Genomic DNA, 17,721 nt, shown 5'->3' on the forward strand with positions numbered 1-17,721 from the left:
TCTCTATGGAGGCCCTCATCATGTCCGCACCCAGCCAGGCCCCGGCTCCGAGCGGCACGGCCGCCGCTCCCGCCGCCACCCCGTCCGGAATCCGTATGACCGGGCGGCAGAAACTTGTCCTGACCCTCCTCCTCGGCGCCCAGTTCATGATCGCCGTGGACTTCTCGATCCTGAATGTCGCACTGCCGGTCGTCGGCGCGGGCCTCGGCTTCTCCCTCTCCCATCTCCAGTGGATCGCCACCGCGTTCGCGCTCGCCGCCGCCGGCTTCACGCTGCTCTTCGGCCGCATCGCGGATCTCGTCGGCCGCAAGCGGCTGTTCCTCGTCGGCATGGTCGTCCTGGGCCTTTCCTCCGCCCTCGGCGGTCTCGCCGGCTCGCCCGAAGTGCTGCTGGTGGCAAGGGTGTTGCAGGGGCTGGCTACGGCGGCCGTCACCCCGGCCGGGCTCGCGCTGCTGACCACGGCCTTCAAGGAGGGCCCCCTGCGGGATCGGGCCCTGGGGCTCAACGGGGCACTGATGTCCGCCGGATTCACCGCCGGGGCCATCCTCGGCGGCCTGCTCACCGATCTGCTCTCCTGGCGCTGGGCGTTCTTCATCAACGTGCCGGTGGCCGCCCTGGTCGTCTTCCTCGCCCCGGCCGTCATCACCGACTCGCGGCCCGCCGTACGCCCCCGGCTCGACATCCCCGGCGCCGTGACCGTCACCGGCGGTCTGCTCCTCCTCGTCTACGGGCTGACGCAGGCCGGCGAGTCCGGCTGGACCGGGCCCACCACTCTGGCGGCGCTCCTCGCCGGGCTCGTACTCCTCGTCGCCTTCCTGGCGGTCGAGAAGCGGGCCGCGGCACCGCTGGTCCCCGTGCACATCCTGAAGCGGCGCAGCGTCATCTGGGGCAACACCGCCGGTCTGATCGCCTTCGTCACCGAGACCTCGCTGGTCTTCCTGCTCACCCTCTACCTTCAGGAAGTCCTCGGCTACTCACCGCTCGCCACCGGTCTCGCCTTCGGAGTCCTCGGCATCGGCACCGTGATCGGCGGCACCCTCGGCGGCCGTGCCGTCGGCCGGTTCGGGAACCGCAGGACCATCGTCGCCGGCGGGGTCGTCCAGGCCGTCGCCACGCTGTCCCTGGTGGCGCTCGGAACGTCGGGGGAGTGGATCGCGCTCCTGCTGGTGGCCACCTTCGTCGGCGGCATCGGCAACATGCTGATGATCGTCGGCTTCATGGTCACCGCGACCTCCGGCCTTCCCGACGAGGAACAGGGCCTGGCCACCGGCCTCGCCACCATGACCCAGCAGGTCGGCATCACCATGGGCATCCCGATCATGAGCGCCGTCGCCACCGCCCGGATGTCCGCACTCGGCGACGCCGGACCCGAGGGTGTTCTCTCGGGGGTCTCGGTCGCGATCCTGGTCAACTCGGCGCTGGTCCTGGCCGGCGCGCTGCTCGCGGGCGCCTTCCTCGGGCCGCGGCGGGCGGGGGCAGGGACGCCCCGGTGAGGAACGGCGCGCGGGAAGCGGTGATGCCGGGCAACGGGCAGTGGTGATGCCGGGCAACGGGCAGTGGTGATGCCGGGCAGCGGTGATGCCGGGCAACGGGCAGCGGTGATGCTGGGCAGGGATCCGACGGACCCCCTGCCCGGCATCACCGCTGCCCGCGTCCCGCGTCCTGCTTCCCGTATCCCCGTATTTCCCGTATCCCCCGCAACTCCCGTATCCCCGTTCTCCGCTTCCCAGCGTGTCTCAGCCCTCGTCGTGGGCCTTGCGCAGCGCGGCGATGTCCAGCTTCTTCATGGTCAGCATCGCCCGCGTGGTCCTGGCGGCCTTCGTCCCGTCCGGATCGGTGGCCAGTGCCAGCAGCACCTCGGGTACGACCTGCCAGGAGAGGCCGTACCGGTCCTTCACCCAGCCGCAGGGCCCCTCCTCGCCCCCGTCGGTGAGAGCGCCCCAGTAGTAGTCCACCTCGGCCTGGTCCGCGCAGCGGATCTGGAACGAGACGGCCTCGTCGAACGTGAACTCCGGACCGCCGTTCAGCCCGACGAACTTCTGGCCGTTGAGCTCGAACTCGACCGTCATCACGGATCCGGCGGGCCCCGGCCCCGCCTCGTTGTAGCGGGCGATCCCGCCGAGGCGGGAGTTCTTGAAGACCGAGACGTAGTACTCCGCCGCCTCCTCTGCCTGTCCGTCGAACCACAGACATGTGGTGAAGCCCTCGGTGGTCATCGCTGTCTCCCCTCGTGTACGCAGCCCCGTCGCCTGCGCAGGTCCACCCATACCGACCGACCCCATCCCGAGAACTCATCGCTGTACTGGGGGTAACCCAAGGGGGGCGGGTGTCGGCCGACTTCATATGGTCCCTGTGGATGGCTCGAAATCGCCTCGGCGACACGGCTGCACCGCACACCTGGGTCTTTCGTCCGGATGTCATACCCAGGTCCGACCCCGAGGTCCGGGTCCTGGTCCGATGCCCCCACCGGGGGAGGGGCGGCATCGTCGGGGCATGACGAACCGAACGGCCCACAGAAGCACCCCCGCAGCCGAAACCGCAGCCGCAGCCGCAGCCGCAGCCGAAACCGCAACCGCAACCGCCGTCGACTCCCGGCTGCGCGCCCTGCTGCCGGTGGAGCCGATGGGCACAGCCGGATTCACCGGACGCTGGACGGGCGGCGCCGCCATGGTGCTCGGCCCGGTCCTGATGCTGGCCGGAGCGCTGCTGCGCGTCCGCTTCCACTTCTTCTACCCCGACCAACTCGCCGCGTACGAACGGCACCCCGCACTGATGGCCACGGCGTACGGGCTGTTCGCCGCCGGGGGCGTGCTGCTCTGGCCCGCCGTGGCCGTGCTCGCCACCCGGATCGGGAGCCGCAGCCCGGGATGGGGTCTGTGGGGCGGAGTCCTGGTCGTCCTCGGGCTGTTCGCCCGTGCCTTCCACGCGGGGGTGGACCACCTGGCCTTCCAACTGGTGCGCTCCCGTGGCGCCGATGCCGCCACCGAGGCCGTGACCGCCGGCTACGGCGCCTTCCACGTCTTCGCCGCGCTGAACCTCGCCGTACTCGCGGGCTGGGTCGTACTCGCGCTCGGCGCGTGGCGCACCGGGGTGCTCGGGCCGGTGCGGGCGGTCGCCCTCGGCCTGACGGCGGCGCTGCCGCTGGGTGTTCTCAAGGGCACCACGCCGATGTCGCTGGTGGCCCTGGCCGGGCTGTGCGTCGCGCTGGTGCCGTCCGGTCTCGGCCTGCTGCGCGAGGCGCCGCGGCCGGGCCCGGCGGTGGTGCTGCGCTGGGCCGGGCTGACGGCGGTGACGATCGTGTCCATGGCGCTGATCGGACAGGCCGGCTGAGTGTGCCCGTACGGATACCGTCGAACCATGATCACCACGGCCGGCCGCCGCCGTCTGCAACTCCAACTCGTAGACTTCGCCGTGGCGTTGTCGCTGACCGCCGTCTATGCCGGCTTCGTGCGGATGGGCCCCGGCGACGGTCAGGCGCACTACGCCGGGCCGCTCTGGACGGGGTACCTGATCGCCGCCGCGGTGGGCCTGCCCGTAGCCGTACGCCGTCGCCGCCCGCTCCTCGTGCTGGCCGTCGTCGTCGCCGCGCTGGCCGCCGCCTCACTCCTGGACATCGTCCGGGAGCCGTACGCGGCGGCCGGATTCGCCGCCTACCTGGTCGGCCTGGCCGAACCCGCCCGGCGCTCCGTACCCGCGCTGGCCGTCGCGCTGACGGTGGCGGGCGGCGCCGTCTACCTCGGCGAAGCGGTGGTCACCCCGGCCGAGGGCCCGTGGGGGGCCGTGGGAGTGGCCGGGCTGGTGGTGCTGGTGATCGGCGGTTCCTGGGGCGCGGGCTCCACGATGCGCGGGCGCCGGGCGGAGGCCCTGCGGCACGAGCGGCGCCGCTCGGAGCGCGCTGTGGAGGAGGAACGGCTCAGGATCGCCCGTGAGCTGCACGACATCGTCTCGCACAACCTGAGCCTCATAGCCGTCAAGGCGGGTGTCGCCGGACATGTCGCGGACGCCGATCCGCAGGAGGCGAAGGACGCGCTGAAGATCATCGAGGAGACGAGCCGATCCGCGCTGGCCGAGATGCGGCGCACACTAGGCGTACTGCGCGGCCAGGGAGCGCCTTTCGGAGCGGATGCGACTCCCGGCCGGGGCGCGTCTCCCGGCCGGGGCGCGTCTCCCGGCCGGGGCGCGTCTCCCGGGCCGGACGCGCCGCTCGGCCCGGTTCCTGACCTCGGCAGCCTGGACGAGCTGGGCGTCGAGGCCGGGCGGGCGGGGACGGACATCAGCTTCGCGGTCCACGGTACGGAGGGGTTGGCCGAGGGGGTGCGGGCGACCGTCCACCGGATCGTCCAGGAATCCGTCACCAACGTCGTACGGCACGCCTCCCCGACCCGCTGCCGGGTCACGGTCGCGGCGGACGCGCGCGAGGTCCGTATCGATGTCGTCGATGAGGGCCCACCGGCGGGCCGCAGGCGGCCCGGAAGCGAACTGCCCGGCGGGCACGGCCTGTTGGGGATGCGGGAACGGGCCATGATGTACGGGGGCAGCTTCGATGCGGGCCCCCGCCCGGAGGGCGGCTTCGCGGTGTCCGTCCGACTGCCGATCGACGGGGAGCGGAACACATGACCGACGAAGCGCCGGTCCGGGTGCCGGCCACGGAGGACCGGCCGCCGGCCCGGGTGCAGTCCACCGACGGCCGACTGCCGGTTCGGGCGCAGTCCACCGACGATCGGCCGCCGGTTCGGGTGCGGGCCACCGACGGCCGGCCGCCGGTCCGGGTGCTGGTCGCGGACGACCAGGCCATGGTGCGCGGCAGTTTTCGTGTACTGGTCGACCACACGCCGGGCATGACGGCGGTGGGGGAGGCGGCGACCGGCGCGGAAGCCGTCGAACTGGCCCGCCGCGAAAGGCCGGACGTGGTGCTGATGGACATCCGGATGCCGGAACTCGACGGCATCGAGGCCACCCGCCGTATCTGCGCGGACCCCGACACCTCTGGCGTCCGCGTCCTGGTCCTCACCACCTTCGACCTGGACGAGTACGTATACGCCGCGCTGCGCGCCGGAGCCACCGGCTTCCTGCTGAAGGACACCCCGCCGGCCGACGTCCTCACCGCCATCGGAGTCGTCGCCGCGGGGGAGTCACTGCTCGCGCCCTCGGTGACGAGCCGCCTGATCGCGGAATTCGCCCGCCGCCCGGAGCCGGGCCGGCCACCGGCCCGTTCGCTGGACGGGGTCACGGACCGGGAACTGGAGGTGCTCGGCCTGATCGCGCGCGGCCTGTCCAACACGGAGATCGCGCGGCACCTCCATCTGAGCCAGGCCACGGTCAAGACACACATCGGCCGCCTGCTCGCCAAGCTCCGGGCGCGCGACCGCGCCCAACTCGTCATCGTCGCCTACGAGACCGGGCTGGTCGACGCCCGCAGGCGGGACGGTCTCAGACGGTGACCTCGGCGTCCGTCGGCCCGAGGTACCGCACCGCGGTCCGTTCGGCATGCGGGCCGAGCAGCCCCCGCAGCTCCTCCGCCGCGTCCCTGACGAGGTCGCCGTCGTGGTCGGCGCGCAGGGTTTCGAGTACGAAGACGACGCGGCCGGAGTCCTCGGTGACCCGGGTGCGGTGGGCGTCGCGGTGGTTCCAGTGCCGGGTCAGGACCCCGGTGGCGTCCGTGTAGACGATCTCGCCGGGCTTGGGGTTCTCCACGGTGCCGGGCTCGCCGAGCGGGGTGAACTCCTCGCCGCCGTCCGCGTACCGGATGTCGACATCACCGTCGACGTGGGCCAGGTCGAAGGCCCCGGCGGGCAGACCGTGACGGACGGAGACGGCGTTGTAGGAATCGACGGCCGGGTTGATACGGGGCAGGGTGCCCCGCTTCGCGAAGCGGCGGCCGAGCGCGTCGACGCTGGGCCGGATGCGGCGCGGGTTGGTGCCGAAGGAGCGGTAGGCGGTGTGCCATACCTCGATGCGCGGGTCGGTCTCGTCGGCGGGCTGCCAGGCACCGTCGGCGAGCCGCTGCTCCAGATCCGCCAGGGCGGCGGCGGTGTCGGGCCAGGGCTCACGGCCGCGCAGGCCGGTGGCGGTGACCAGGGCGATGAGGGTGCCGGGGAAGGCGTCCGTGACGGCGGGGGCGATGCGGAAGGCGGGCATGAGCGGTGTTTCCGTTTCTCGGGTGTGCGGGTGCGCGGGTGTGTCGGGATCAGGTCAGGGCGAGGAGGCCGACGGCGACGGCGGCGGTCCCCAGGCCGACGAGCTGGCCGCGGTGGATGCGCTCGGCGAGCACTCCGCGCGCGAGCAGGACCGTGCCGGCCGGGTAGAGGGCCGTTATCACCGCGACGACGGTCAGGTCCCCGCTGCGGGCGGCGAGCAGGAACATCAGGTTCGCCAGCGAGTCCAGGACACCCGCGGCGGCCGACATCGCATAGGCGGGCCGCTCGGAGCCGAGCTTGCGGAACAGCAGCCCGGCGGCGGCCAGGGTGACGGCGGAGGAGACCGCCCGGCCGATGATCAGCGGAGCCACGCCGCTGTCGGACGGCGCCTGGTGAAGGAAGATCAGCTGGAGGGCTATGGCGGCGCCCGCGCCGAGGGCCAGCAGCAGCGCGGTACGGGACGGGCGCGCGGACCCGGCGCCGTGCCCGGCGCTGACCAGTACCACCGCGAACAGCGCGAGCGGCAGGCCCACCAGCCCGGCGGCCCCCAGATGCTCGCCCTGGAACAGCCCCACGCCGACCGGCAGCGCGGCGGAGACCAGCGCGGTCACCGGCGAGAGCACGTTCATCGGGCCGATCGCCAGGGTGCGGTAGAGCAGCGCGAACGCGGCGGCGGAGACGACCCCCGACGCCGCACCCCAGCCGAGGGCGCCGACGCTGAACGAGGCCCCGAGCACCGGCCACAGCAACAGCTCGACCGCGAGCGAGGCCGGGGCGGCGATCATCACGGTACGCAGAACGTGGGCCTTGCGGGCACCGAGACCGCCGAGGAAGTCGGCGCACCCGTATGCGAGCGAGCTGCCCAGAGCCAGAAGCAGAGCGATCACGGCACATCCCTTACCATTATTGGAACGACCGCACCGTACAACGGATCGACCGGTCGGTGTCAACAAAACGACCGCACGGTTCAATCCAGTAGTCCGTGGCGGGGATGGAGATCAGATGGCCGAGACGGCCGCAGCCCTGCGGACGGTCGCCCACAACGTCAGGGCGGCCCGGACCCGCGCCGGCCTTTCCCTGGACGAGCTCGGCCGGCGCGCCCAGGTCAGCAAGGGGGCCCTGGTGGCGCTGGAGAGAGCCCAGGGCAACCCCAACCTGGCCACCCTGGTCCGGCTGGCCGACACCCTCGGCATCTCGGTCTCCGCCCTGATGCAGGGCCCGTCCGAGGGCCGCGTCCGCGTCGTGGCCGCCGAATCCGTCGCACCACTGTGGACCGGAGCGCGGGGCGGCGAGGCCCGGCTCATGCTCACGACCTCGGGCCCGGCCCCGGTGGAGATCTGGCGCTGGCAGCTGGAACCGGGCGAGGAATACCCCAGCCACCCCCACCAGGCCGGGGTCACCGAGACCATCAGCGTCACCGCCGGCCGGATGACCCTGGTCGTCGACGGCACGGAACACCCCGTCGAGGCCGGCCAGACCGCCACTTTCGACGGCGACCTGTCCCACACGTACCGCGGCTCCGGCTCCGGCACCTGCCACCTGATCATGACGGTCCACCTGCCGCCGGGCCCCAACCCCACACCCTGATCAAATGCGACGCGACAGCCGGTTCAGGCGCCGTGCCGCTCCGCCACGGCGCCCCAACGGCGGATGTGCTCGCTGGGATGGGTCCGGGCGGAGACGATGGTGTGATCGAGCAACTCGTGGAGGTGTTGCGGGTACGCCGCACGCGCGGCGGGAAGGTTCAGCAGGACCCGAAGACGGGTCTGTGGATCGGTGCTCCGGGCGAAGACCCGCATCGATTCCTCCAGCCATGAATCCACCACGTCCCGACACTCGTCCAGGGCGGGATCACGGCTTCCGCCCGGCGCGTACGCCGGAGACCGGTCCGCGCTGAGCGGCAGGTGGGCGCAGTACCAGGCCCGCACGGCCCCCGCCCGTTCGGCGTCCGAGCCCGTCCGCATGCGGTCGACCAGTGCCGCCAGCACCCTGCGGCGTCCGAACACGTAGAGCGCCGGCTCGACGAACCAGCGGCAGAAGCTCGGATCCGGGTCGTGGACCGCCGCCGCCATCAGCGCGGCGAAGGCATCCTCGGGCAGCACGGCACGTTCGAGCAGCGGCTTTCGCACCGCATGGGCCAGGTACCGGGCGCGCCGCTCCTCCGGCTCTTCCGGCACCGGGGCCGTGTCCTCGATGCCGAGCAACCGCGCCACCTCCGCCGCGCAGGCCAGGAATGAGCGCGCTTCCGTACCGCTTCGGTCTTCTTCAACAGCCACGGCAGCATTCTGAACCGCCCGCGACCCACAGCGGAGGGTGTCTAAAAGGTCCCGTTCAAGGCAGACTCCCCGTGCCCCCGGTGCAGCAGCCTGGTCGAGTACGGAGCACACGCTCTGGTAACAGGTCGATTCGTTTCGGCGCCTCTACTGCCGGCCGTCGAGGGAGACTTGCGGGCCGCCCTTGAGGTACCGGTGAAGGGCGCCAGCGGTGGTCTCCACGAATTCCTCGGGGATGGCATCGGCGTCGACCCAGCGGACCTGGGAGTGCTTGCGTGGTTCGCGGTTTTCGGGTTCGCCGGTCCATTCGTGGGTGGCGAAGACGATGGTGAGGAAACCGTTGGGGGCTTCGACGCCCCAGGCGCCGTGGATGATGTGGGCGACCTTGAGGGACTCGGGCTTCACGGTGAGGCCCGTCTCCTCGTAGAGCTCGCGGACTGCGGTTTCCGTGACGGGTTCGCCCGGCTCGCTCGCGTGTCGCTTCAGAAGGTGGCGATTGCTTCGGCGCGTGTCTCGTTGAGACGGCGCATCGTGCCGCTTCCCATTGGGTAGGACGCCCCGCGCGTCGGAGGTCGTAGACGCAGGGGCGGCCGATCTTGGAGTCAGCGCAGTGCTTGCACCACGCGCTGACTCAACCTCTCGTCGTGGAGGGCGCAGACCGTTCGCCAGGCAGCGTCGGAGACTTCCTCGGTCTGCAGTTCGCCGATGTCGGCGGTGGTGCGGAACAGGAAGCGGAAGTCGAAGTGCTGGTGGGCGGGTTCGTCCTTGGCGGGGTTGGCGTCGATGGGGTGGATATCGATGTGGAGCGGGGTCTCGCTGTGCGGGGTGACGGCGTGGGGCGGGATGCCGGTCTCTTCGGCGAGTTCGCGGCCGGCGGCCTGCAGGAGCGTGTTGTCCGAGGGCTCCAGATGGCCGCCGGGCAGCAGCCACTTCTGGGTCGCGTTGTGGAGAATGTGCAGGATGCGGCTGTCGGGGTCGACGAGGATCGCGCCGGCGGTGACGTGGCCGGGCAGGGTCTTGCGGCTGGTGAGGTCGTCGCCGTCGTCCAGAAGGCCAAGGACGACGCCGAGTTCGCACTTGTCCTCTGGGTGCTCGTCGAGGTAGGCGGCGATGGTGGTGCGGATGTGGTCTGCCGTGATGGTCATGGTGATCACCTGTTGAAGTAGGAGAGCCAGGTCGCAGCGATGGCTTCGCGGTCGGGTGCGGGGACCTCATGGATGCCGGGGGCGAGGTCTCCGCGGGTGAGCATCCTGATCGCGGCGAGGATCTCGGCCTGGACCAGGAAGATGAACGGCCCAACGCTGGCGCCGTGGATGAAGTTGACGGCGTTACCGCCGTTCGCCAGATAGAAGTAGTGGCCGGTGGTCTGGTAGCGGGTGACGTGGTCGCCGACCTGGGTGCGGGTGTAGACGTCGGGGAGTCCGGCGAGGTCGAGTTCGTCCTCACTGGAGGTCACGGTGGCGACGTAGGCGCCGTTGCGCAGGTGGGAGAAGTCCTCGCCGCGCAGGGAGACGGCGCCGGTCGCGCAGAGCACCAGGCCGGCCCCGGTCAGGGCCGCTTCGCGGTCGCGGGCAACGGTGAAGCCCTGGGAGAGGGCCTGGGTGCGGCGGACGGGGTCGATGTCGAAGACGGTGACATGGACGCCCTTGGCATGCAGGAGGCGGGCGATCGAGCTGCCGAGCTTACCGAAGCCGATCACCAGGGCGGGGCGGCCGTGGAGGATGTCACCGCGATCGCGCATGACGGCCTCGGTGGAGAAGACTACGGACTGGCCGACGAGGAAGTCTTCGGGGTCCTTCAGTGGTGAGCGGGCGACGGAGACGATGGGGCAGGGCAGCTTGCCGAGGTCCTCGTAGCGGTGGTGCCCGTTCTCGGTGTCCTCGATCACCCCGGCGATCCGTCCCGTGAAGCGACTGTGGACGTCGACGAGGCTGGGGGCGAAGTAGCCGCCGACGTCCAGCAGGGTGACCGTCTGGTCGGCGGCCCGGGATTCGAGGTAGTCCAGAGCGTCGTCGGCCTGGGCGAACATTTCGCGGGTGAGGGTGTCGACCATGTGCGTCTGCTCGACCTCGCGCTTCGCGGCCGGGTGGACGGACTTCGGCTTGGGCAGCACCGCAGTGAGCCGGGTCATCGCGGCGACCGCGCGGACGAACGCGGGACGCTCGGCCAGCAGGTGCGTGATGAGGAACGACGCCGTCTGCTCACCCGGGGCGAACTGGGCGGTGATCCGGGCGAAGTAGGCGTCCAGCCGGGCGCGTTCGAAGGTTTCCATGACAGTTCCCTCTCATCTGTTCCGTCCGGGGGGGGCGTGCGAGGAGACGCGGGTTCAACGGGTGCGCGCGTCCGAACAGCAGCCGGTCGGCTACGAGCGCTGCATCCAGGTAGGTGTCGACCTTGGCGGCGTCAGCGGACTGCGGCAGGGGGTCCAGCCCGAGTAGGAGGATTGCCTCACCGCTGCGGGCGACCTGTTCGGTCCGGGAGACGGGTGGGCAGCCGCAGCCGCTGGGAGGCGCCGGGGAAGCGCACCAGCACCTGGTCGCCGACGATCTTGCAGGCAGTGCTCCAGCACCGGAACGACCTCCCGGGCGCCGGCCAGGCCACCCAGGCTGGCGGACAGCCGCCGCATCCTGGCCTCGGCAGTCTCAGCGGTGCCCGAGCCGGTCAGGGCCGTTCCGGGTGCTGGCGGCGGCTGTCGTGCACTTCCAGGCGTACGACATCCTCGTCGGCGTCGAGCTTGACCAGGAAGCCGTGTCCGGGGGCAGTCCCGTGGACCAGGGCGTTGGTGGCGAGTTCGGAGACGCATAGCCGGACGTCCTCGGCGCGGTCCGGCAGATCCCAGTCGGCCAGGGCCTCAGAGGTAAAGGACCGTGCCTGGCCGACCGACTCGGGCCGCGCGTCGAAGAACTGCTGGATCGTCTTGGTCATCACGGTGGTCCTCATGACTCGGCGTCCAGGACGCGAGTGGTGCCGGGGTGACGGCGGCGGACGGGACCGCTGCGGGAGATGGAGTGGTGGGCCGTGCGGGGTTTGCGGACCAGCAGCAGCCGCGAGCCGACCGCCTCGATCCGCCGCCCGCGTTCAGCGGCTGTGGCCTGAAGCCCCAGGTGCGACATGGCCGGGGCGATGACGCCGTAGACCTCCGGCAGCGCGAGCACGTCCAGTAGCCCGGTGAACGCAGCTGAGGCGGGCCCGGCGGACGCGTCGCGGTCGGTGAAGACGCCGGACAGCTGGAGTTCGTGGCTGCGGCAGTATTCGGTGAGCGAGGCGGCCAGCGCGTCCTGCCGCGCTTGGGAGACCCGCACCAGCCGCAGGAAGCCGTAAACGACCGGGCCGTTGACCGGGCGATGCTCCGTGAGGGGTTCCATACTCAGGACCGTCCCAAAGGCTCGACAAATGGTGACGCTCTGAGCATGGCGTCCGGCCAACTCGCGGCCAATCACCGACCGTGCTACTTCCGTTCCACTTCCGTCCCGCCGACTGCACGGATCTGCTTCGATGACCGGTGGAAGGGAGTGACGCGTGGCGACCGTGCACCACTGGACCGGCCTGGAGGCCAGGGCCCTGCGGCTCGCCCTGCGACTGAGCGTGCGGGCCTTCGCCCAGCAGCTCGGCCTGGCCGTCGCGACCGTGTCCAAGTGGGAGAGCAAGCTCGCCGACACCGAGCCCAGGCCCGACACTCAGGCCATCCTCGACACCGCCCTCGGCCGCGCGGACGCTGCTGTCCACCTGCGGTTCGAAACGCTCCTGTCCGAGATGACCAGCCCGGTGCAGAACGCTGGCCGACGCCGCATAACCGCCTCCGGTCCCAGAACCTGGGAATACGAGTCCTGGGCCGATGACCTCGACCGCGTCGTGGTCGCCCTGTCCCGGCAGAACTTCGCCTTCGCCGACAGCCTCATCACCCGGTGGCTGGGCCGGTTCAAGGCCCCCGAGCTGGACGAGAAGGGCCTGTATCTCTTCGCCCGCTCCACCGCCCTGCTCGGCGACCTCAAGCGTGACCAGGGCGTTGTCCTGGGCCCGCTGTCCGCCCAGCACTCCTATGCCGGCGCTCGCGCGGTCTTCACTCAGCTCGACATCCCCCGCCGCGTCGCCCAGCTCGACCTGTCTCTCGCGGTCGTCACCGAGATGTCCGGGAAGCTGGAGATCGCCGCCCGCGACTACGAGACACTCGCCGTCGATGACCGGCTCTCCCGCCGCGACCGGGCCCGCGCGAGGCTGTGGGTGGGGACCGCGCTGAGCAAGGACGGCCAGCACGACTATGCGACCCGCGTCATGCAGGTGGCGACCCGCGACTTCGAGGACCTAACCGAACCGGACGACTGGTCGGTGGCCCACCAAAAACTCGTCCTCGCCCGCCGCGGCGCCGGCGACCTTACCCACGCCCTGCACTTCATCGACATCGCACGCAGCAGCGGGACGCCCGACTCACCGATGCAACGCGTGCGACTGGACACCGCTCATGGCCACATCCTGCTCTCCGATGCGGCGACCCGGGATGATGGACACCTCGTCCTCGACCAGGCCGCCAAGGTGGCCGCGCAGTACGGACTTGTACACCAACTGCGCAGTATCGAGGGCATCAAGGCCATGGGCGACGGGCCGACCGGCCCCCGGCAACGGTGACCAGGGAGAAACGCGTGAGCAACGACCAGCAGGGCATCACCGCCGACCATTGGCGCCAGGCCAAGCTGATCTGGAACTACCACCAGATGCAGCACGAGCTGCGGCCCGTCGACGTGGCGATCGGGTTGGGCAGCCACGACCTCGGCGTCGCAGCCCATGCCGCCGAGCTGTACCGCTCCGGGCTCTTCCCGACCCTGGTCTTCACCGGCGGCAACAGCCCCACCACCGCCAAGGTCTTCCCGCGTGGTGAGGCCGTCCACTTCCGCGAGCACGCCATCGACCTCGGCGTCCCCGTCGAGGCGATCCTGCTGGAACCGAACGCGGGCAACACCGGGCAGAACATCACCCTCTCGCGTGAGGTCCTCGTCGCCGCAGGCATCACCCCGGCGTCGGTGCTGCTGGTCTCCAAGCCCTATATGGAAAGGCGGTCGTTCGCGACCGCCCGCGAGCTGTGGCCCGACGTCGAGATCCTCTGCGCGTCGGAGCCGCTGGAGTTCGACGACTATCTGAAGTCCATCGGCGACGAGAAACTCGTCCTGGACATGCTCGTCGGCGACCTCCAGCGGGTCATCGAGTATCCAAAGCTCGGGTTCGCCATCGAGCAGGAGGTCCCGGAGGACGTGCATGCAGCGTACGAGTCCCTCATCCGCGGCGGCTTCACCAGCCGCCTCATCAACCCCTGACCTGCCCGAGCCAGGCGGGTTGTGTGCCATCCACCAGCCGAATTTCCTGCCCCGGCCGACCACGCCGGCCAAGCTGTTCGCGGCGGACTACTGGATCGTCCTGGACGACGTGCAGTTCACCCGCCGCGACTACCAGCACCGAGCCCGCCTCGCCGGCCTCGACGGCCCGGCCTGCCACCAGTGGCTCACCATCCCCACCCACCTGCCCCGGGGACGGCTCACGCTCATCCGGGACGCGCTGATCACCGACCCGGATCTGGCCTGCCGACGGATCGCAGGGGTGCTGCGGCAGCACTATGGCACCAGCCCGCACCGGCCCGTCCTCGCCCAGGTCCTGGCCCCGTTTCTGGACGCCTTCTCCACTGGCCGGACTGCGGCCGTCGCCGAGATCTCCACCCGCGTCCTGGTGGACCTGCTCGGCTGGAAGGGAAAGATCCTCACCAGCAGCCAACTGCCGTCCCGGCCAGGCCGATCCCAGCGGCTCGCCGACCTCGCCGCCGTGACCGGCGCCCGCGCGTATCTGTGCGGAACCGGCGGCATGAGCTATCTCGACCAGACCCCGTTCGCGGCCCAGAACATCACGGTGGCCCCGTTCCGGCCGCCGACGACCGGCATCTGGTCCTCCGGCCGCCGGATCAGTGCTGTGTGGGCCCTGGCGGAACTCGGCCCGCGGGCCGTGGCCGCCCGCCTCCAGGCCCTCGTCGCGAACCAGACCGAGGTGCAGGCCGCCGCCTGACCACGGCCGTCTCCCCTCCTTGCGGAGGGAGACGTACTGCTGGGCGTCCGCAGTTGCGTAGGGCCTCCGACACGAGGGCGACGGCCGGTCAGGTCAGCTGCACTCTTCCTGCTCCATGACTGGCTCGACCTGTGGCACTCGCTGCCCAGCGAAGAGTGGAACTGTTCCTGAAGCGTGGTTCGCGGGCCGGCCCCACCCGAGTGCGCGGCCGACCGGAGCGACACACCGTCCACCGGAGCGGGTGGGGAATCAATGCGAGCAGCTTCATGGCCGGCGAGCAGCGGGCTGTTGAACCGACCGGATGTCCCGTCATGACACGTGCCGGGACATCGGATCCTGGCGGTCAGCGGTGTCGACTGCGCTCCTCGGGCCTCACGGCCCCTGATGCGGCCCGAGGGGAGTGGCGCGGCGGACATGGCCGATGTGCCGCTGATGGTGCTTGGCCTGCGAGTTGCTTGTGTCCGCCGGTTCGGCTGAGTGGTGCCGGCCAGTTGAGGACTTCGGCGGGGTGCTCGGCACTGTCGAGTTCACGCTGGGTGCCCGTTTCGGCCAGGAGGCTTCGGGGTTGTGGCCGTCGATTTCGCCTCTGTGGTTCATCAGGCCGCGGATCTACGCGCACCTGTGGCCGGGCAAAGAAGACCGCACCCGGGCCGTCATGGACGCCGTGCTCGGCGGCCAGTGGACCGGGTGCGGACAGGTTGACCAGGCGATCGGAGAAATCGCAGGTCAAGCGGCTTGATCGAAGATCAGGCCTTCTTGGTCTCCCAGAAGATCTTGTCGATCTGGGCGATGTAGTCCAGCGCCTTCTGGCCCGTCGCCGGGTCCGTGGAGGCCTTCGCGGCCGACAGCGCCTTCAGGGCGTCGTTGACCAGCTGGTGCAGCTCCGGGTACTTCTCGAAGTGCGGGGGCTTGAAGTAGTCGCTCCACAGCACCGAGACGTGGTGCTTGGCGAGCTCGGCGCGCTGCTCCTTGATGACCACCGCGCGGGCCCGGAAGTGCGGGTCCTCGTTGGCCTGGTACTTCTCCTGGACGGCCTTGACGGACTCCGCCTCGATGCGGGCCTGGGCCGGGTCGTACACGCCGCAGGGCAGGTCGCAGTGGGCGCTGACCTTCACCTTGGGGGCAAACAGGCGGGAAAGCATTGAGCTGTCCTTCCTCGTGATCGTCTTCTCAGGTGGGACATTACTCCGTGAGAGACGTGTTTTCGTGGGTGCCCCCATGGGCTTAGGCCAAAAGTCCAGGGCGAGGATGGGACCAGTGGCCGAATGTACGTAACGCTGTACGGGACGGTGTACTGGACGGATCGGGGAGGTGCCGGAGAGATGCGGGAGGTGCCGGAGGTGCCTGAGCTGACGCAGGAGCAGTCCGGGCGAGGGCTGGCGGCGCGTGTGCCGTTCCAGGTGGTGGAGGTGACCGGGCCGTCGATGGTGCCCACGCTCCATCACGGGGACTGGCTGCTGGTGCAGTACGGGGCGGCGGTGCGCCCCGGGGACGTGGTGATTCTGCGGCATCCGTTCCAGCAGGACCTGCTGGTGGTCAAGCGGGCGGCCGAACGCCGCCGGGGCGGCTGGTGGGTGCTGGCCGACAACACCTTCGCGGGTGGGGACAGCACGGACTACGGGACGGTGCCCGAGGAGTTCGTACTGGCCAGGGTCCGGGCGCGCTACCGGCCGCTGAAGAAGGATCAGCGCTCGGTGCTGGGCGTGGTGACCTGGGCGGTCTCCGCGCTGCGGCCGGTGTCGGCCGCCCGTTCCGTCTCCAGGCGCTTGCGGGCCCGGTAGGCGGCCACATTCGCGCGGGTCGCGCAGCGGTCCGAGCAGTAGCGGCGGGACCGGTTGGTCGAGGTGTCGAGGTAGGCGTTGCGGCACGGCGATGCCTCGCACAGGCCGAGCCGGTCGACCCCGTACGAGGTGAGGTGGAAGGCGAGGCCCATCGTCGCGATGGCGGCGTACCCGGCCGTCGCGTTCGACGGATGGTCGGCCAGGTGCATGTGCCAGTCCGGCTTTCCGTCCTCGTCCCGGGTCTCGTGGCCGGAGATCTGCGGGCTGACCGGGAACTCCAGCAGCAGTGAGTTGAGCAGGTCGACGGCGAGTGTCTCGTCCCCGCCGTCGGCCGCCTCGAAGACCGAGCGCAGCCGTGCCCGTACCGACCTGAAGCGGGTCACGTCCGCGTCGGTCGCGCGCCGGGCCGCCTGGCCGTTGGCGCCGAACAGTTCGCGGACCGCCTCCACGGAGGTGAGGGAGTCCTTGTTGCGGGCCGGCTCCTCGGTGTTGACCAGACGCAGGGCGTAGTCCGAGTAATAGGCCAGTTCCACTTGTAGTCCTTACGGCGTCGGTCTATGGTCATTGCACGAACGATGTAATGGGCCTTTTCGGGTCCAGGGTATTACATGGAGGTTCCTGGTGGCTGAGACATCGACAGGTACGGACTGGCGGGCCTGGCAGGAGAGCTGGGACCGGCAGCAGGAGTGGTACATGCCCGACCGCGAGGAGCGGTTCCGGGTGATGCTGGACATGGTCGAGGCCCTGGTGGGGCCGCGGCCGAGGGTGCTCGATCTCGCTTGCGGTACGGGAAGTATTACGGACCGGCTGCTCAAGCGGTTCCCGGAAGCCACCAGTACCGGTGTGGATCTCGACCCGGCGCTGCTCGCCATCGCGCGCGGCTACTTCGACGGCGACGAGCGCGTCACGTTCGTCACCGCCGACCTCAAGGACCCTGAATGGGCCGGGCGGTTGCCGTACGACTCCTACGACGCCGTCCTCACCGCCACCGCCCTGCACTGGCTGCACACCGAACCCCTCACCGCGCTCTACGGGCACATCGGCGGGCTCGTCCGCGACGGCGGGGTGTTCATGAACGCGGACCACATGATCGACACCGGGACGCCCCGGATCAACGCCGCCGAACGCGCCCACCGGCACGCTGCCATGGACCGGGCCAAGGCCGACGGCGCGGTCGACTGGGCCGACTGGTGGGCGCTGGCCGCCAAGGACCCGGTCCTCGCCGGGCCGACCGCCGAGCGGTACGAGATCTACGGCGAGCACGCGGACGGCGACATGCCCCCGGCGCGGTGGCACATCGACACCCTGCGCGAGTCCGGATTCGGGGAGGCGCGCGCCGTCTGGGCGTCGCCCTCGGACACCCTGGTGCTCGCCGTGAAGTAGCGGCGTAGGAGGAGGCATGGGCGGTACGGCCGGTGGCCGTACCGCCCATGATTTATTTCCTGGCGTTGCCGCAACCCGCCGTGCACCCCACCGCACTGGAAGGGT

The 17,721-nt window shown here is 70.6% G+C and carries 21 protein-coding genes and 1 pseudogene; 11 read left to right on the forward strand and 11 right to left on the reverse strand.

Features of this window, described 5'->3' with window-relative positions; all coding sequences use genetic code 11:
• The first annotated feature begins 20 nt into the window (after nt 1-20).
• Nucleotides 21-1,493: an MFS transporter gene (locus ACGF8B_RS05755; protein ID WP_392735087.1), complete on the forward strand. Its 1,473-nt coding sequence runs from the start codon at nt 21-23 to the stop codon at nt 1,491-1,493.
• 243 nt (nt 1,494-1,736) lie between these two features.
• Here ACGF8B_RS05755 and ACGF8B_RS05760 read toward each other — a convergent pair whose 3' ends face one another.
• Nucleotides 1,737-2,216 (reverse strand): VOC family protein, encoded by a 480-nt coding sequence (locus ACGF8B_RS05760; protein ID WP_392735090.1) that lies wholly within the window; start codon nt 2,214-2,216, stop codon nt 1,737-1,739.
• Nucleotides 2,217-2,493: 277 nt separating this feature from the next.
• Between ACGF8B_RS05760 and ACGF8B_RS05765 the strand changes: the two genes are divergently transcribed.
• From ACGF8B_RS05765 to ACGF8B_RS05775, 3 genes are read left to right on the forward strand one after another with little or no spacing between them, the layout of a single operon-like run.
• Nucleotides 2,494-3,330: a hypothetical protein gene (locus ACGF8B_RS05765; protein ID WP_392735091.1), complete on the forward strand. Its 837-nt coding sequence runs from the start codon at nt 2,494-2,496 to the stop codon at nt 3,328-3,330.
• A 27-nt stretch (nt 3,331-3,357) separates the two neighbouring features.
• Complete coding sequence (locus ACGF8B_RS05770; protein ID WP_392735093.1) at nt 3,358-4,617, forward strand: sensor histidine kinase; 1,260 nt, start codon at nt 3,358-3,360, stop codon at nt 4,615-4,617.
• Nucleotides 4,614-5,441, forward strand: a complete 828-nt coding sequence (locus ACGF8B_RS05775) for a response regulator (protein ID WP_392735095.1) — start codon at nt 4,614-4,616, stop codon at nt 5,439-5,441. The genes ACGF8B_RS05770 and ACGF8B_RS05775 overlap by 4 nt, the downstream gene beginning before the upstream one ends.
• Here ACGF8B_RS05775 and ACGF8B_RS05780 read toward each other — a convergent pair.
• Entirely contained in the window at nt 5,431-6,138 is a 708-nt protein-coding gene (locus ACGF8B_RS05780) for a B3/4 domain-containing protein (protein WP_392735097.1), read from the reverse strand. The two genes, ACGF8B_RS05775 and ACGF8B_RS05780, sit on opposite strands and share 11 nt — an antisense overlap.
• A 49-nt stretch (nt 6,139-6,187) precedes the next feature.
• A complete protein-coding gene (locus ACGF8B_RS05785) occupies nt 6,188-7,024 on the reverse strand; it encodes an EamA family transporter (RefSeq protein WP_392735098.1) in 837 nt (278 codons plus the stop codon).
• Between the two features lie 115 nt (nt 7,025-7,139).
• Here ACGF8B_RS05785 and ACGF8B_RS05790 point away from each other — a divergent pair, with 115 nt between their 5' ends.
• Nucleotides 7,140-7,724 carry a helix-turn-helix domain-containing protein gene (locus ACGF8B_RS05790; protein WP_392735100.1) on the forward strand — a complete coding sequence of 195 codons (585 nt, stop codon included), beginning with the start codon at nt 7,140-7,142 and terminating at the stop codon, nt 7,722-7,724.
• A gap of 23 nt (nt 7,725-7,747) precedes the next feature.
• Here the strand turns inward: ACGF8B_RS05790 and ACGF8B_RS05795 are convergent, their stop codons facing one another.
• The 6 genes and pseudogenes from ACGF8B_RS05795 to ACGF8B_RS05820 all read right to left on the reverse strand — a co-directional run bounded on the left by ACGF8B_RS05795 (nt 7,748) and on the right by ACGF8B_RS05820 (nt 11,775).
• The gene (locus ACGF8B_RS05795) at nt 7,748-8,413 is read right to left on the reverse strand and encodes a hypothetical protein (protein WP_392735102.1); all 666 of its coding nucleotides are present in this window, start codon (nt 8,411-8,413) and stop codon (nt 7,748-7,750) included.
• Nucleotides 8,414-8,557: 144 nt separating this feature from the next.
• Nucleotides 8,558-8,881: pseudogene (locus ACGF8B_RS05800) on the reverse strand (NUDIX domain-containing protein); the annotation flags it as partial.
• Nucleotides 8,882-9,012: 131 nt separating this feature from the next.
• Entirely contained in the window at nt 9,013-9,555 is a 543-nt protein-coding gene (locus tag ACGF8B_RS05805) for an NUDIX hydrolase (RefSeq protein ID WP_392735103.1), read from the reverse strand.
• A gap of 5 nt (nt 9,556-9,560) precedes the next feature.
• Nucleotides 9,561-10,682 (reverse strand): adenosylhomocysteinase, encoded by a 1,122-nt coding sequence (locus tag ACGF8B_RS05810; protein ID WP_392735105.1) that lies wholly within the window; start codon nt 10,680-10,682, stop codon nt 9,561-9,563.
• Between the two features lie 389 nt (nt 10,683-11,071).
• Nucleotides 11,072-11,335, reverse strand: a complete 264-nt coding sequence (locus ACGF8B_RS05815) for an ATP-binding protein (protein ID WP_392735107.1) — start codon at nt 11,333-11,335, stop codon at nt 11,072-11,074.
• A gap of 11 nt (nt 11,336-11,346) precedes the next feature.
• Nucleotides 11,347-11,775 (reverse strand): hypothetical protein, encoded by a 429-nt coding sequence (locus tag ACGF8B_RS05820; RefSeq protein ID WP_392735109.1) that lies wholly within the window; start codon nt 11,773-11,775, stop codon nt 11,347-11,349.
• A 154-nt stretch (nt 11,776-11,929) separates the two neighbouring features.
• On the opposite strand from ACGF8B_RS05820, the gene ACGF8B_RS05825 reads away from it, so the two are divergent.
• The 4 genes from ACGF8B_RS05825 to ACGF8B_RS05840 all read left to right on the forward strand — a co-directional run bounded on the left by ACGF8B_RS05825 (nt 11,930) and on the right by ACGF8B_RS05840 (nt 15,191).
• Nucleotides 11,930-13,033, forward strand: coding sequence for a hypothetical protein (locus ACGF8B_RS05825; RefSeq protein ID WP_392735111.1), 1,104 nt, complete (start codon nt 11,930-11,932; stop codon nt 13,031-13,033).
• A 14-nt stretch (nt 13,034-13,047) separates the two neighbouring features.
• A complete protein-coding gene (locus ACGF8B_RS05830; protein ID WP_392735113.1) occupies nt 13,048-13,716 on the forward strand; it encodes a YdcF family protein in 669 nt (222 codons plus the stop codon).
• A 19-nt stretch (nt 13,717-13,735) separates the two neighbouring features.
• Nucleotides 13,736-14,452: a WbqC family protein gene (locus ACGF8B_RS05835; protein WP_392735114.1), complete on the forward strand. Its 717-nt coding sequence runs from the start codon at nt 13,736-13,738 to the stop codon at nt 14,450-14,452.
• 508 nt (nt 14,453-14,960) lie between these two features.
• The gene (locus ACGF8B_RS05840) at nt 14,961-15,191 is read left to right on the forward strand and encodes a hypothetical protein (RefSeq protein ID WP_392735116.1); all 231 of its coding nucleotides are present in this window, start codon (nt 14,961-14,963) and stop codon (nt 15,189-15,191) included.
• Nucleotides 15,192-15,198: 7 nt separating this feature from the next.
• Here the strand turns inward: ACGF8B_RS05840 and sodN are convergent, their stop codons facing one another.
• Nucleotides 15,199-15,594, reverse strand: coding sequence for a superoxide dismutase, Ni (gene sodN, locus ACGF8B_RS05845; protein ID WP_093899557.1), 396 nt, complete (start codon nt 15,592-15,594; stop codon nt 15,199-15,201).
• A 180-nt stretch (nt 15,595-15,774) separates the two neighbouring features.
• Between sodN and sodX the strand changes: the two genes are divergently transcribed.
• Nucleotides 15,775-16,233: a nickel-type superoxide dismutase maturation protease gene (gene sodX / locus ACGF8B_RS05850; protein ID WP_392735119.1), complete on the forward strand. Its 459-nt coding sequence runs from the start codon at nt 15,775-15,777 to the stop codon at nt 16,231-16,233.
• On the opposite strand, the gene ACGF8B_RS05855 is transcribed toward sodX, so the two are convergent.
• Nucleotides 16,137-16,766: a CGNR zinc finger domain-containing protein gene (locus ACGF8B_RS05855; RefSeq protein ID WP_392735120.1), complete on the reverse strand. Its 630-nt coding sequence runs from the start codon at nt 16,764-16,766 to the stop codon at nt 16,137-16,139. The genes sodX and ACGF8B_RS05855 overlap by 97 nt on opposite strands.
• A gap of 88 nt (nt 16,767-16,854) precedes the next feature.
• Here ACGF8B_RS05855 and ACGF8B_RS05860 point away from each other — a divergent pair, with 88 nt between their 5' ends.
• A complete protein-coding gene (locus ACGF8B_RS05860) occupies nt 16,855-17,616 on the forward strand; it encodes a class I SAM-dependent methyltransferase (RefSeq protein WP_392735122.1) in 762 nt (253 codons plus the stop codon).
• The last annotated feature ends 105 nt before the right edge of the window (nt 17,617-17,721 follow it).

This window comes from Streptomyces sp. NPDC047917, assembly GCF_043204345.1.
Taxonomy (GTDB): domain Bacteria; phylum Actinomycetota; class Actinomycetes; order Streptomycetales; family Streptomycetaceae; genus Streptomyces; species Streptomyces sanglieri.

Bases quoted from the DNA above. Each gene is read 5' to 3' on its own strand.
- ACGF8B_RS05755 (WP_392735087.1), top strand. From the start codon at position 21: ATGTCCGCACCCAGCCAGGCCCCGGCTCCGAGCGGCACGGCCGCCGCT.
- ACGF8B_RS05760 (WP_392735090.1), bottom strand. From the start codon at position 2,216: ATGACCACCGAGGGCTTCACCACATGTCTGTGGTTCGACGGACAGGCA.
- ACGF8B_RS05765 (WP_392735091.1), top strand. From the start codon at position 2,494: ATGACGAACCGAACGGCCCACAGAAGCACCCCCGCAGCCGAAACCGCA.
- ACGF8B_RS05770 (WP_392735093.1), top strand. From the start codon at position 3,358: ATGATCACCACGGCCGGCCGCCGCCGTCTGCAACTCCAACTCGTAGAC.
- ACGF8B_RS05775 (WP_392735095.1), top strand. From the start codon at position 4,614: ATGACCGACGAAGCGCCGGTCCGGGTGCCGGCCACGGAGGACCGGCCG.
- ACGF8B_RS05780 (WP_392735097.1), bottom strand. From the start codon at position 6,138: ATGCCCGCCTTCCGCATCGCCCCCGCCGTCACGGACGCCTTCCCCGGC.
- ACGF8B_RS05790 (WP_392735100.1), top strand. From the start codon at position 7,140: ATGGCCGAGACGGCCGCAGCCCTGCGGACGGTCGCCCACAACGTCAGG.
- ACGF8B_RS05805 (WP_392735103.1), bottom strand. From the start codon at position 9,555: ATGACCATCACGGCAGACCACATCCGCACCACCATCGCCGCCTACCTC.
- ACGF8B_RS05810 (WP_392735105.1), bottom strand. From the start codon at position 10,682: ATGGAAACCTTCGAACGCGCCCGGCTGGACGCCTACTTCGCCCGGATC.
- ACGF8B_RS05815 (WP_392735107.1), bottom strand. From the start codon at position 11,335: ATGACCAAGACGATCCAGCAGTTCTTCGACGCGCGGCCCGAGTCGGTC.
- ACGF8B_RS05820 (WP_392735109.1), bottom strand. From the start codon at position 11,775: ATGGAACCCCTCACGGAGCATCGCCCGGTCAACGGCCCGGTCGTTTAC.
- sodN (WP_093899557.1), bottom strand. From the start codon at position 15,594: ATGCTTTCCCGCCTGTTTGCCCCCAAGGTGAAGGTCAGCGCCCACTGC.
- sodX (WP_392735119.1), top strand. From the start codon at position 15,775: ATGCGGGAGGTGCCGGAGGTGCCTGAGCTGACGCAGGAGCAGTCCGGG.